The following is a 12,605-nucleotide window of genomic DNA, read 5'->3' as shown; positions in this document are numbered from 1 at the left end:
GCCTCTCTCACGCGGGGCTACTGCGATGTCTGCTTTCAGTCAGAAAGTTCAATTTCGGGAATGACTGCGTGGGGTCGGTAGCTGCCATCCGAGCATCTAGCGTCGACTGTCTGCACCCAGCCTTGTGCGGACCCTTGCGCTGGTCAACCTGGACCGGTGCAAATTCGAGATGGCGGCCTCAAGGCTGACAGATGTACTCGGTTAGCCCGGAGTCTTTATCTATCTCGCGCGATGTACCGGTCGCCTTTGTCGCCTCGAAACGCGGATGCAGCCCATCTACGCGACTAGTTGGACCCAGCACCAAGAATCATCGGCGCCGCCTAAATGCCTTCTCAACCGGCGCCAGCAACTCGGCCACACTGCAGTCAAGCGCCTTGGCAAGTTTGAGCAAGGCCAAGAGCGTCGGCTGGCTGCCACCGCGTTCCAGTCGACCTAGATACGAACGCTCGAGATCAGCGACATGGGCCAAAGCCTCCTGGGACATCTCGCGTTCCAGCCGAAACGCACGCGCCGACGCGCCAAATGTCTCGGCGACGCCTTCATCAAAGCTCCTGACTCCCTTAGGGCGACCAGGCTTGGGAGGTTTCTTCGGGCGGACTGGCATCCGCCCAAGGCTCTAAGAAAAGAGTTATCTGCACCACGTTATATATAACTCAAACGCATCCGCGCTTTCTTGATGCCGCCCGCGGCGTTCCCCTCCTGCGGATTACCCGTAGATCGGTCGTGACATGCGTCTGCAACTCGGCGTCAAGGCTGGTGACAAAACCGATGAAGTCGGTATCGAGCGCACTGAGCCAGTCCCTGAGTTCAATCACATCTAGGCGTCGTTCGCCTCGCTCGACCTTGCTAACGAGCCCCTGCGCTCGGCCCAAGCGATCGGCCAGGTCGGCCTGACGCAGGCGGCGAGCCTTGCGCAGGCCACGCAGCAGCGTGAGAAAGATTTCGTTATGTCGGCTGTGCAAGGACTTGGGCATGGCTACCTTTCGCCGCCACCGTAGCCCAGAGCTGTGCGTATTCGGAAAGCGAATTTTTTGCCCGACGATCCACTCGCCCTTTGCTCTGCGCGCTTGGAGCACGGCGGGCATTTGCGCAGAATCGCCTTGAGTTATTTAAACACCAACGCCCTAGCAACGCTCACCCGTCGCCAAGACACCTGTGTTCATCTCCCAGCCCCTGTACGAGTTCCCAGCACCGCCCGGTCTCTGCGAGCCAGGCGTCCAGCACTGGCGGCTAATTGAAGTCGCACTTCGCACTCCCTGGTTCGTGCTAACGGTCGACTGCCCCGACGACATGTCCGGAGACGTCTTCACTCACACCCTCTGCATTGCCACGCAGCATGACCTGGCTGAGCTTCTGAGCTCCATAGTGCGGTCCAAAGTTCGAGAGCTGGTTTGCATGCTGCCGGGCGGGTCGGCATCCAGCCACTGGACTTCGCGGTCCATCAAGCAGGTGTGGTTGATAAGCACCAGCGCTGGTGAACAGTTCGTAAGCCTGCGAGCCGCGGACGGCACCGAAATCAACTCTGACCTTTTGGAAATGTTCAGCACCCAGATCACGCAGCGCGAATTGCTTCTGCAGCTACGGTAAATCCACGAATGCATTCCCCGGGGGCTGTGATGTCCGACCCGTTTGTTAGCCCGTACTTTGGACCCTGGGACCCAAACATCAAGCGCCTGGCCGCGGCGCACCCGATTCTCTTTCGCAATCGCCCTCCCAGGATCTGGAGCGACCTCGCCAGTGGCTGGTACTCGGCCGTCGATCAGCTCTGCACTCGGATCGAAACGACGTTGCCCGCGGATGAGCTTCCAAATCTCAAGTTCAAGCAGCTGAAGGAGAAATTTGGGACGCTGCGGATTCACATTGAGTACCGTGGCAGCTACGACTCACCCACATGGAACACCGTCCGCGCGCTTATCGACGCGGCCCAAGAGGCGGCTGACAGGTCCTGTCAAGATTGTGGCGCTCAGGCCGAGCTGCGGCAGCACGGCGGGTGGTACTTGACGCTGTGCGATCAGCACTTCGCAGAGCGGATCTCGAAATGAAGGTCCAACTAGCGTCCGATTTGCATCTCGAGTTCAACCGCCCAAGGACTCCAGTTCGCATCATCGAGCCTGCGCCAGATGCCGACTTCCTCGTCCTGGCCGGCGACATCCACCAAGGCACGAAGGCCATCGAAGTGTTTGCCGACTGGCCAGTTCCAGTGATCTACATCGCCGGCAATCACGAGTTCTATTCATGCAACTGGGAACACACCCGCGCCGAACTGCGAGAGGCAGCGGCCGGAACCAACGTCACGTTCCTCGACAACGACGAGGTAGTAGTCGGCGAAGTGCGATTTCTTGGCTCGACGCTCTGGACGGATTTCAGAGTGCCTGGGAGATCTCAAGCTGACTCGATGCGCGAGGTTGGCGTCAGCTTGAACGACTACTTCCAGATCAGGACGCGAGACCGACAGTTGCTCAGTACGGCCGATACCTTGTTCGACCATTTGGCCTCTCGCACCTGGCTTGAAGCTGAGCTTGCGAAGCCATGGGCAGGCAAGACGGTGGTTGTCTCGCACCATGCGCCGCACCGCATGAGCATCCATCCAAAGTACGCAGGAAGTCGCATCAACGGCGCATTCGCCAGCGACTTGACCGCTCTCCTGCGTCATGCAGACGTTTGGCTGCATGGCCACGTGCATGACTCGTTTGACTACAAGGTGGGTGGCTGCCGAGTAGTGGCCAACCCTGCTGGCTACTGGCATTCGTATCACGGTCAGGAAAACAAGAAGTTCGATCCTTCCCTGATCTTGGAAATCGACAATCGATGATCGTCTTCTTAGATATTGATGGCGTGCTGCACCCAGTTGGCGCCAGCGTTGACCAGCTCCTCGAGCATGCCCAGACGTTGGCCGCCTGGTTGCGCGAGCAGCCTGCCATTCAGTTGGTTGTCTCTTCGTCCTGGCGAGAGACCCACAGCATCGAGGACCTCAAGGAGATGCTGTTCCACTTCGAGCCCGAGCTGAAGACTCGTGTGATCGGCGTGACACCGCTGATGTCCAGGGTTCTTGGCATCGACTTCGAACGGTCGGGTGAGTGCCAGGCATGGCTGGTCGACAACGGCCATGACTACACAGCGTGGGCGGCGTTGGATGACGACAAGACTCTGTTCGACCCCAAGCACGTGCAGGACAACTTGGTCTTGTGCGAACCGGCGACAGGACTTGATCGGGCTCGCCTGTCGTTGGTAGTTGAAAAACTTCGACACCTGCAGCTGGAAGAGCCGCAGCGCCGAAGGTTTCAGAAGACAAATGGAACTCCTATGTCCAGCGTTCAGCGTTCCATGCTTGGCTTCTTGCCAGGCGAGCGCCGATACCCGGAAATCACCGAGGCCGAGGAGGCTGAGATCGTCGCGGCCATCGCCAGATCTCGCCAAATCGAGCTCGAGGCCGCCAGTGCTGTAAAAGCGGCTGCGGCTGCACGTCGAGACCAGTGGCTTGCGCTGCCGGAGGAGCAACGATGGGCAACGGTACTGCTAGACATCGACGAGGTACTGTGTGTTGGACAGCCGTTTGCTGCCGCGTCGTTGCACAAAGCGTTTGCTGATGGCGAAGTGCCCAATCCAGACATCCTTGCCGCTCTCTTCTCGCCGGAGGCGCGGGCGGCTCTGCTTCATGTTCACGAGCAACTGCGCAGCCGCATCAGATATGCGATCAGCAGCAGCTGGCGTGAGCACTTCACGCGTAGTCAGATCGAGCTGGTTCTGCGAGAGACTGGACTTGCCTTTGTGGCCGACAGCCTTCACGAAGGCAAGGCATGGCGGTGCTATCAGGCTGCTTTCACGACCGACCGGAGGTTGGACATCGAGTCATGGATCGAGCATTTCCATTGCGGTGAGCCCTTCGTCGTCGTTGACGATAGGAACAGCGGAGGACCACTTTTGTTGCATCGTCACTTCCACCCAAACGATGTGCTGTACGGACGCGTGGTGCTTTGCCAGCCAGGTGTCGGTCTGACCATGAATCACGTCGACGACATCTTGGCGGCGCTGCGGAGACAGACATGAAGGAGCACCGCCGGCAGTCGATTTCGACCAAGCTGAAGCGCCGCCAGGACGGTACTCAAGAGGTTGTCGTGCCTGATGGCTTCTCGCCCTGGAAGCTCGGCCAGCGAGTTTGGTTCCAGATTGTGCGCGGCAGCATCGAGATCACGCCGACGCCTCGTGGTCGGCGCGGTGAACGCCGCTTCAGCCGTCGCGTCCGGCGAGGCCTGCGATCAGTGCTGAAGGACCGAGTCACATGAGAGGCCGCAGCGAGCTGCTGGTCTACCTGGATTTCGACGGTGTCGTTCATCACCAGGCGGTGTACCAGGACCGCCGCCGGGGTATCTACATGAGTCCGGCAGAAGCGCCAGGCCGAACGCTTTTCGAATGGGCCGACATACTGGTCGATCTATTGCGGCCATTTCCGTCTCTCAGGTTGGTGCTCTCCTCCAGTTGGTGCCGCCGGCCTGGCTACTCGCGCACGATCAAGCGGCTGCCAGCTGAGCTGCAGGCCCGGTTCATTGGAGGCACTTTTCATCGTCGTGCTCATGGCGCCAATCCAGGAGCGGAGCTGGAGTTCGCGTCGCTGCCTCGAGGCGTCCAGATCGCCAATGACGTGGCTCGCCGGCGGCCGCGAGATTGGCTTGCGCTCGATGACGATGATCGAGGCTGGCCCGCAGAGCATCGCGGCCGTCTCATACTGTGCAACGGCGAGCGCGGCCTTTCGGATCCGGCGACGCAGCGAGAGCTGACGATGAATATTTCGGCCATGTGGATGGCTTTGGCCGAGGGAGCGTGATGCCATCTCGATATCTATTTGTCGACTTCGACGGCGTGCTGCACTCGGCCGACGCTCATTTCGAGGTCGACAACATCAAGGTGTCGCTGCAGGAACTACGGGACGCCGGGCTTTTCGTTCACCTTGACCTGCTGGCCAGGATCCTCGCTGAACATCAGGACGTCGGGCTGGTCGTGCACAGCAGCTGGCGTTTGACCCACACCGATGATGAGCTCCGGCAGCTTTTCGGCGCCCTTGCCGGTCGGGTTGTCGGTGCGACGGACCGAGGGCTAGACCGGCAGCAGTCGATCTCCGAATGGGCATTGCGTCGACAGCTGCAGCCACTGCAGTACCGGGTACTCGACGACCAGCCTGAATTGTTGAAAGAGCTTGGTGACGTCGTCATCGATTGTGATCCGGTGCAGGGTCTGGCCACCGAGTCCGCTCAACTTCGGTTGATGGATTGGCTCAATTCCGGCGCCCAAGCGCGGAGCCTGCGCGCAATGGCCGTTGATGTTTTCGTTTCCACAGCCGAGGCCGATGGCTGGCTGAATCGTCCGCATCCATTGCTAGATGGCCAGGCGCCGATTGAGCACGCGGAGACCGCCGCCGGCGAGCAGCGTGTGATCGACATGCTGATTGCACTCAATCACGGAGGCGTCGTCTAGTCGACACCGAGTCGGCTGCACAGGCCGTCCACGTCCGCCCAAGTCAATCCGGTACTGGGGTCGACCAGATACAGCTGTCGGCAGTCATCGGCATAGCGCTCAGCGTCATCGTCAATCGCTATCCATGCCGATTCCGACGCTCCATTGCCCGACAGCCAGGCCAGCACCTCCCGATGTCGGCCTGGCAGCCGCACGTCACCAGCGCCGACGGCGATCATCGGCGTTGCGCCAACCACCCGGTCCCGCAGGTCCGCAGGGAAAATCGACTGCATCGCCTCCATGGTTGTGAACTCGCGGTGCGATGAGGAAACAACGACCTGGACGTGTGACCGTCGATAGAGCACTTCGGCCCGAACAAACATGCTGGTCCAGCGACGTTCGGGTCGAGCGTTGAGTGGATGCAAGACGCCGTCGAAGTCTACGAACGTGAACAAGCGCGCCCCCTTGGAATGGCCATTTCTCCTAGCCTTCGCCTTCGTCGTCGACTTCCAGCTTTCGAATCCGCTCTGCCATCGCTCGGATCTCAGCCATGCTCAGCGATGGCGTGTGCAGATTGAGTTCGCCAGACGGCGAGATGAGCTCGTGAACGCCATCCTGGCAGCGATTAATTATGGAGGTGCCCCGTTGTGCTCACCGGGGACAGCCGATAAGTCTCCTCAGGCATTAGAAGTCAGGGCTGCGTGACGTCCCGGCCTAGGCTGAAATCGACGAGCGGAATAAGCGGGCGACCCGGCACGTGCCTCACCTCGACTCTGTCCTAATGCGCATGCGCGTGTCGCAGCTTCTGCGGGAGCGCTACCCAGTTGGGTGCGGGTATTTGCCGACGACCGCTGTGGCCAGTGGCGGAGTTTTGTGGCCTTAGCCGCACCATGGGCGTTGCTTCCGACGGGCTCAGCGCCGCTGTCATCGTGGAGCCTGGCAGGGATCGCCCTGCCGCTCCTCGTTGGCCTTCTATTTGGGACTGAGCTTCGTAACCCTGGCGCGTCGAAGCTCGAGCAGCTCCTCGAGCGGCAGCGGCTTCATCCACCAGCTCTGCAGGTGCGCAGGTTCGGCCAAGCCTTTGACTACCTCTTCGCGCTCCCGTCCCGTGACCGTCCAACAGTTCGGCGCAGCGTAAATGACAGCCGCATCAAACAGCGCTGGCACCACCTCCTCCGTCGGCGCATCGACGCGTACGAGCCTGGCCACGCGCAGCGTGCGTACCGTTTCGCGATCGCGCTCTTCAGAAAGGCGGAATTCACCGACGACGCCGCCGGTGCGAGCAAGGTGATGGCGCGGGATCAAAACGCCCTTTTGACGCAGGAGTTGGGTCCGAAATTGCATACTGTGTATTTATACAGTCTGCTTGGGGCACTTTCACCTCACCCCCCCCCCCCGGAGGCTGACATATTGCTGAACTTGAACGACCCGACGAGCATCGTTGAATGGGTGCGCGTCTTTCCTGAAAGGCACGCTCTGCAGCTAGGCGCCTTCGAGCAGATTCATCGGACAAGCGTGATTTCGATCCGCGAGGCCAGGCGGCAGATCAGGCAGGATCACGCACTGATGGAACTGATCCGTGCTGCCCAGCATGAGCCCGCGCCTGCCGCTGTCGAGGAGTCGAGCGATAACGAGTACCTGGCCGCCGCCGGCGGCAACTAGGTGTGTCGCAGGAGAAGCTCGGTTAGATTGCTTGGCTCCATCGCACCTACGTCAGCCAACATGAAAGACAGCGCGTGAACATCACTTTGGTCAATCTTGAGAAGCTAGCGGATGTGCTTGACGTCAAGGTGTGCGAGTTGCTGACTGAGCACTGAACAGCCCCGTCTGTGTTTTGGCCACTCGCGCGCGCCATGACGCAACGGCTCGATAGACGGTCGGACGAGCTATACTTTTAAGTTGGAGCCGGGTTAGCTCAGTTGGTAGAGCAACCGCCTTGATGCGCACGAGTGCCTTCCGGGAAACCGGGAGAGTAGAGCCCCTCAAACTCGGGGAAAGCTAAAGCCACAATGGCCAAGCCAATCCCGAGCCAAGCCCCTTCGGGGGAAGGTGTAGAGACTAGACGGGGGGAGCCTAAAGCTTGCGGGCCATGGCTAAGGGATAGTCCAGACCACGAACGGCTGTTGGCCGGCGGCGAAAGCCGAAGTGGGAAGGTAAGCGGTAGGTCGTCTGTTCGAGTCAGACACTCGGCACCAACAAATTCTCATGCAACTGGCTTCCGGCCCAAATGCAACGGCAGATTTTCCCGTCCTTGGCGGCGGGAAAGGCAACGGATCGAACTACGTAGACTCCCTTGTAAGCGGTAGGTCGTCAGTTCGAATCCGACAGTCGGCACCATATGCAAAACGCCCCGGTCTTGACGGCCCGGGGCGTTTTTTCATCCCTGCGAATCTCAGTCGAAGCTCAGCGCTGCTGCAGCACCTTGATGCGCACCTGCGCCGGGCGCAGCCCCTGCTCGGCGATCAGCTCTTCCAGCCGGGGCTGGAGGTGGCGCAGCTTGGCGGCCACGGCGGCGTTGGCGGCCAGAAGGGTCCAGCCCTCCTCGTCCACGGGCCCGGCCTGCACGAAGCGGGTCAAAGCGCCGGGCAGGGCCGGCTTGACGATGGCCATGCGGCGGTTCGATTCCTGCATCAGGAGGCCCAGGCGCGCCAGGCCGCTGTGCTGCGTCAGCGCTTGCTGGATGGGCAGCAGATCCGGAGTCATCGGCTTGCGGGTCAGGGGCATGCGGGCAGTGTAGTGGCGGGGCCGCAAGGGCCTGCGGGGCCGATGCTAAACTCGGCGGGTTTTTCTGGGCCTGCCCCTGAGCCGGCGAAGCGACGCTCTTGTGTTGCCTTGCCACGCCCCAAGCTAGGCCCGTCGATCAAAAAAATACCCCCCGCCTGCGTTTGCCAAAAAGGCCGGCCCCGGGCGCCACGCACGCAGGCCACCGCCCGCGCCACAGACCATCAAGTCATCGTTCAAGCCGCATGTTGCCCAAGCTTCTTACCCAGATTTTCGGTAGCCGCAATGAGCGACTGCTCAAAGGCTATCGCCGCACCGTCCAGCAGATCAATGCGCTGGAGCCCCAGTTCGAAAAGCTCGACGATGCCGCGCTGAAGGCCAAGACCGAGGAGTTCAAGCAGCGCATCGCCGGCGGCGAAACGCTGGACGCCATCCTGCCGGAGGCTTTCGCGGTCTGCCGCGAAGGTTCCAAACGTGCCCTGAAGATGCGCCACTTCGATGTGCAGCTGATCGGCGGCATGGTGCTGAACAGCGGCAAGGTCGCCGAAATGCGCACCGGCGAAGGCAAGACCCTGATGGCCACGCTGCCGGTCTACCTGAATGCCCTGGCCGGCAAGGGCGTGCACGTGGTGACGGTCAACGACTACCTGGCACGCCGCGACGCCGAGTGGATGGCCAAGCTCTACAACTTCCTGGGCCTCACGGTCGGCATCAACCTGCCGCAGATGCCCCGTGAAGAGAAGCAGGCCGCCTACGCTGCCGACGTCACCTACGGCACGAACAACGAGTACGGCTTCGACTACCTGCGCGACAACATGGTCTACGAGGTCGCCGACCGCGTGCAGCGCCAGTTGTCCTACGCCATCGTCGACGAGGTGGACTCGATCCTGATCGACGAAGCCCGCACGCCGCTGATCATCTCCGGCCAGGCCGAAGACCAGACCGATGTGTACCTTGCCATCAACCAGGTCGCCCCGCTGCTGAAGAAGCAGATCGGCGAGCTGGACCTGCGCACCGGCGAAGGTGTCGAGGTGCCGGGCGACTTCACGGTCGACGAGAAGTCGCACCAGATCTACCTGACCGAAGACGGCCACGAGAACGCCGAGCGTCTGCTCAGCCAGGCCGGCCTGCTGGCCGAAGGTGCCTCGCTCTATGACGCAGGCAACATCACGCTGATGCATCACCTCTATGCATCGCTGCGCGCCCACCACGTGTTCCACAAGGACCAGCATTACGTGGTGCAGAACGACGAGGTCGTGATCGTCGACGAATTCACCGGCCGCCTGATGACGGGCCGCCGCTGGAGCGATGGCCTGCACCAGGCCGTCGAGGCCAAGGAAGGCGTCAAGATCCAGAGCGAGAACCAGACGCTGGCCTCGATCACCTTCCAGAACTACTTCCGCATGTACGGCAAGCTCTCGGGCATGACCGGCACGGCCGACACCGAAGCCTATGAGTTCCAGGAAATTTACGGCCTGGAGACCGTGGTCATCCCGCCGAACCGCCCCACCATCCGCAAGGACGAGCTGGACCTGGTCTACAAGACCTCGCAGGAAAAGTTCCAGGCGGTCATCGAAGACATCCGTGACTGCCATGAGCGCGGCCAGCCGGTGCTCGTGGGCACCACGTCCATCGAGAACTCCGAGCTGATCTCGGCCCTGCTGCAAAAGGCCAAGCTGCCGCATGCGGTGCTGAACGCCAAGCAGCATGCCAAGGAAGCCGAGATCGTGGCCCAGGCCGGCCGTCCCGGCGTGATCACCATCGCTACCAACATGGCCGGTCGCGGTACCGACATCGTGCTGGGCGGCAATGTCGAGAAGCAGGTGCAGTTCATCGAGGCCGATGAGGCGATTGCCGAGGCCGACAAGGCTGCGCGCATCCAGCAGCTGAAGGACGAATGGCAAGGCCTGCACGACAAGGTCAAGGCCGAGGGTGGTCTGCGCATCATCGCCACCGAGCGCCACGAAAGCCGCCGCATCGACAACCAACTGCGCGGCCGTTCGGGCCGCCAGGGCGACCCGGGCTCCTCGCGCTTCTACCTCTCGCTGGACGACCAGCTGATGCGCATCTTCGCGGGCGACCGCGTGCGAGCCATCATGGACCGCCTGAAGATGCCCGAGGGCGAGGCCATCGAGGCTGGCATCGTGACCCGCTCGATCGAGAGCGCCCAGCGCAAGGTCGAGGCCCGCAACTTCGACATCCGCAAGCAGCTGCTCGAGTACGACGACGTCTCGAACGACCAGCGCAAGGTCATCTACCAGCAGCGCAACGACATCCTCGAGGCCGAGTCCCTGATCGCCCAGATCGCCAACCTGCGCGCCAGCGCGCTGGCAGACGTGGTGCGCACCTTCGTGCCGGTCGAAAGCCTGGAAGAGCAATGGGACCTGCCCTCTCTGGAGCGCGTGCTGCACGATGAATGGCAACTCGACGTGGGCCTGCTGGCCGCCGTCGAGAAGAGCGATTCCATCACCGACGACGAGATCCTTGAGCTGGTGGTGAAGGCCGCCAACGCCGCCTTCGAGGTCAAGCTGGACCAGGTCGGCGCCGAGCAGTTCACGCCCTTCATGCGCATGGTGCTGCTGCAGAGCATCGACCAGCACTGGCGCGAGCACCTCGCGTCGCTGGACTACCTGCGCCAGGGCATCCACCTGCGCGGCTACGCCCAGAAGAACCCCAAGCAGGAGTACAAGCGCGAGGCCTTCGAGCTGTTCTCGCAGCTGCTGGACCTGGTGAAGCTGGAAGTGACACGCACGCTGATGAACGTGCGCATCCAAAGCAAGGACGAGGCCGCCCTCGCAGCCGCCGCACTGGAACAGCAAGCCGAGAACGTCAGCAACGTCACCTACACCCATCCGAACGAGGATGGCTCGGTGTCCGAAGACAAGGAACTCGACCCGCAGCAATTGCTGGGCGTGGGCCGCAACGACCCCTGCCCTTGCGGCAGCGGCAAGAAGTTCAAGGCCTGCCACGGCAAACTGGCTTGAGCTTCCCGACGATCCTTGAAAGGGCTTCCTGATGGAAGCCCTTTTGCCATCTGCGCTGCCTACAATTCGCGCCACTCCCTTTCTCTAGCGCGTTCACCCGCGACCGCCATGCCCGTCAATCTCAGCGCCCCCGATCCCGCCTCCCTGCATCCCGTGCCCGGCGTTCGCCTGGGCATCACCATGGCCGGCGTGCGCAAGGCCAATCGGCGCGACCTTTCGGTGATCGCACTGGATGAAGGCTCGGCCGTGGCCGGCGTATTCACCAAGAACCGCTTCTGCGCCGCACCGGTGCAGGTCTGCCGCGAGCATCTCGACGCCGGCACCGGCATCCGCGCCGTCTTGATCAACACCGGCAACGCCAACGCAGGCACCGGTGCCGACGGCCTCGCCCGCGCCCGCCTGACCTGCACGGCGCTGGCCGAAGCCATGGGCGTCCAGGCCCAGCAGATCCTGCCCTTCTCCACCGGCGTGATCATGGAAACGCTGCCGGTGGACCGCATCGTCGCGGGCATTCCGGCAGCCCTGGCCGCGCTGCGCGCCGATGCCTGGGACGAAGCGGCCGCCGGCATCATGACGACGGACACCATCCCCAAGGCCGCTTCGCGCCAGGTCCAGATCGGCGGCCAGACGGTCACCATCACCGGCATCAGCAAGGGGGCCGGCATGATCCGCCCCAACATGGCGACCATGCTGGGCTTCGTGGCCACCGACGCGAACATCAACCCCGACCTGCTGCAGGGCCTGGTGCGCGACGCGGCCGATGCCTCGTTCAACCGCATCACCATCGATGGCGACACGTCCACCAACGACAGCTTCCTGTTGATTGCCACCAACAAGGCCCAGCATTCGCGCATCGAGTCTCTGAGTTCCAAGGAGGGTCAGGTCTTGCGTGATGCGGTGATCGCGGTCTCGCAGCAACTGGCCCAGGCCATCGTGCGCGACGGCGAAGGCGCGACCAAGTTCATCACCATCCAGATCGAGGGCGGCCGCGACGAGGCCGAGTGCCAGCTAGCCGCCTACGCCATCGCCCACTCGCCGCTCGTGAAGACCGCCTTCTTCGCCAGCGACCCGAATCTCGGCCGCATCCTGGCCGCCGTGGGCTATGCCGGCATCGCCGACCTGGACCAGACGCTGATCGAGTTGCACCTCGACGACGTGCACGTGGTGCGTGCCGGTGGCCGCCACCCCGACTACCGCGAGGAAGATGGCCAGCGCGTGATGAAGCAAAGCGAGATCACCATCCGCGTCGGCCTGCATCGCGGGCCGGCTTCGGCCACCGTCTGGACCTGCGATCTGAGCCACGAGTACGTGACGATCAACGCGGACTATCGGTCCTGATCTTAGAGGCCGCGCGATGGCAAGGGCTGTCGCAGCTTGCGTAGGCCGCTCCGATCAGGCCCGACCCCGCCCGCTGTGAGGCGCAGGCGTTCAGGTTGGCCCGGAGGGCCGACC

Annotated in this window: 14 protein-coding genes; 9 read left to right on the top strand and 5 right to left on the bottom strand. The window is 62.2% G+C overall.

The window, feature by feature from the left end:
• Positions 1 to 307: 307 nt before the first annotated feature.
• The gene (locus tag J7U46_RS19315) at positions 308 to 604 is read right to left on the bottom strand and encodes a helix-turn-helix transcriptional regulator (protein ID WP_282828779.1); all 297 of its coding nucleotides are present in this window, start codon (positions 602 to 604) and stop codon (positions 308 to 310) included.
• Positions 605 to 653: 49 nt separating this feature from the next.
• Positions 654 to 974: a helix-turn-helix transcriptional regulator gene (locus J7U46_RS19310; RefSeq protein WP_282828778.1), complete on the bottom strand. Its 321-nt coding sequence runs from the start codon at positions 972 to 974 to the stop codon at positions 654 to 656.
• Positions 975 to 1,616: 642 nt separating this feature from the next.
• On the opposite strand from J7U46_RS19310, the gene J7U46_RS19305 reads away from it, so the two are divergent.
• From J7U46_RS19305 to J7U46_RS19280, 6 genes are read left to right on the top strand one after another with little or no spacing between them, the layout of a single operon-like run.
• The gene (locus J7U46_RS19305) at positions 1,617 to 2,042 is read left to right on the top strand and encodes a hypothetical protein (protein ID WP_282828776.1); all 426 of its coding nucleotides are present in this window, start codon (positions 1,617 to 1,619) and stop codon (positions 2,040 to 2,042) included.
• Positions 2,039 to 2,812, top strand: coding sequence for a metallophosphoesterase (locus tag J7U46_RS19300; RefSeq protein ID WP_282828774.1), 774 nt, complete (start codon positions 2,039 to 2,041; stop codon positions 2,810 to 2,812). The genes J7U46_RS19305 and J7U46_RS19300 overlap by 4 nt, the downstream gene beginning before the upstream one ends.
• The gene (locus J7U46_RS19295; RefSeq protein ID WP_282828772.1) at positions 2,809 to 4,047 is read left to right on the top strand and encodes an HAD domain-containing protein; all 1,239 of its coding nucleotides are present in this window, start codon (positions 2,809 to 2,811) and stop codon (positions 4,045 to 4,047) included. Before J7U46_RS19300 ends, J7U46_RS19295 begins: the two co-directional genes overlap by 4 nt.
• The gene (locus tag J7U46_RS19290; RefSeq protein ID WP_282828770.1) at positions 4,044 to 4,283 is read left to right on the top strand and encodes a hypothetical protein; all 240 of its coding nucleotides are present in this window, start codon (positions 4,044 to 4,046) and stop codon (positions 4,281 to 4,283) included. Before J7U46_RS19295 ends, J7U46_RS19290 begins: the two co-directional genes overlap by 4 nt.
• Positions 4,280 to 4,822 (top strand): HAD domain-containing protein, encoded by a 543-nt coding sequence (locus J7U46_RS19285; RefSeq protein ID WP_282828768.1) that lies wholly within the window; start codon positions 4,280 to 4,282, stop codon positions 4,820 to 4,822. Before J7U46_RS19290 ends, J7U46_RS19285 begins: the two co-directional genes overlap by 4 nt.
• Positions 4,822 to 5,469: an HAD domain-containing protein gene (locus J7U46_RS19280; protein WP_282828766.1), complete on the top strand. Its 648-nt coding sequence runs from the start codon at positions 4,822 to 4,824 to the stop codon at positions 5,467 to 5,469. Before J7U46_RS19285 ends, J7U46_RS19280 begins: the two co-directional genes overlap by 1 nt.
• Here J7U46_RS19280 and J7U46_RS19275 read toward each other — a convergent pair.
• Together J7U46_RS19275 and J7U46_RS19270 are read right to left on the bottom strand one after the other, a co-directional pair.
• Positions 5,466 to 5,903, bottom strand: coding sequence for an HAD domain-containing protein (locus tag J7U46_RS19275; protein WP_282828764.1), 438 nt, complete (start codon positions 5,901 to 5,903; stop codon positions 5,466 to 5,468). The two genes, J7U46_RS19280 and J7U46_RS19275, sit on opposite strands and share 4 nt — an antisense overlap.
• A 517-nt stretch (positions 5,904 to 6,420) precedes the next feature.
• A complete protein-coding gene (locus J7U46_RS19270) occupies positions 6,421 to 6,792 on the bottom strand; it encodes a hypothetical protein (protein ID WP_282828762.1) in 372 nt (123 codons plus the stop codon).
• Between the two features lie 75 nt (positions 6,793 to 6,867).
• Here J7U46_RS19270 and J7U46_RS19265 point away from each other — a divergent pair, with 75 nt between their 5' ends.
• A complete protein-coding gene (locus tag J7U46_RS19265) occupies positions 6,868 to 7,110 on the top strand; it encodes a hypothetical protein (protein WP_282828760.1) in 243 nt (80 codons plus the stop codon).
• A gap of 741 nt (positions 7,111 to 7,851) precedes the next feature.
• On the opposite strand, the gene J7U46_RS19260 is transcribed toward J7U46_RS19265, so the two are convergent.
• Positions 7,852 to 8,172: a hypothetical protein gene (locus J7U46_RS19260; RefSeq protein WP_282828758.1), complete on the bottom strand. Its 321-nt coding sequence runs from the start codon at positions 8,170 to 8,172 to the stop codon at positions 7,852 to 7,854.
• 242 nt (positions 8,173 to 8,414) lie between these two features.
• On the opposite strand from J7U46_RS19260, the gene secA reads away from it, so the two are divergent.
• Both secA and argJ read left to right on the top strand, forming a co-directional pair.
• A complete protein-coding gene (secA, locus tag J7U46_RS19255; RefSeq protein ID WP_282828756.1) occupies positions 8,415 to 11,153 on the top strand; it encodes a preprotein translocase subunit SecA in 2,739 nt (912 codons plus the stop codon).
• Positions 11,154 to 11,261: 108 nt separating this feature from the next.
• A complete protein-coding gene (gene argJ / locus J7U46_RS19250) occupies positions 11,262 to 12,491 on the top strand; it encodes a bifunctional glutamate N-acetyltransferase/amino-acid acetyltransferase ArgJ (protein ID WP_282828754.1) in 1,230 nt (409 codons plus the stop codon).
• Positions 12,492 to 12,605: the final 114 nt, after the last annotated feature.

The organism is Pelomonas sp. V22, from assembly GCF_030014915.1.
Lineage (GTDB): Bacteria > Pseudomonadota > Gammaproteobacteria > Burkholderiales > Burkholderiaceae_C > JAUASW01.
The sequence above is the reverse complement of the archived record's forward strand: the minus strand, read 5'-3'. Positions and strand labels throughout refer to the sequence as shown.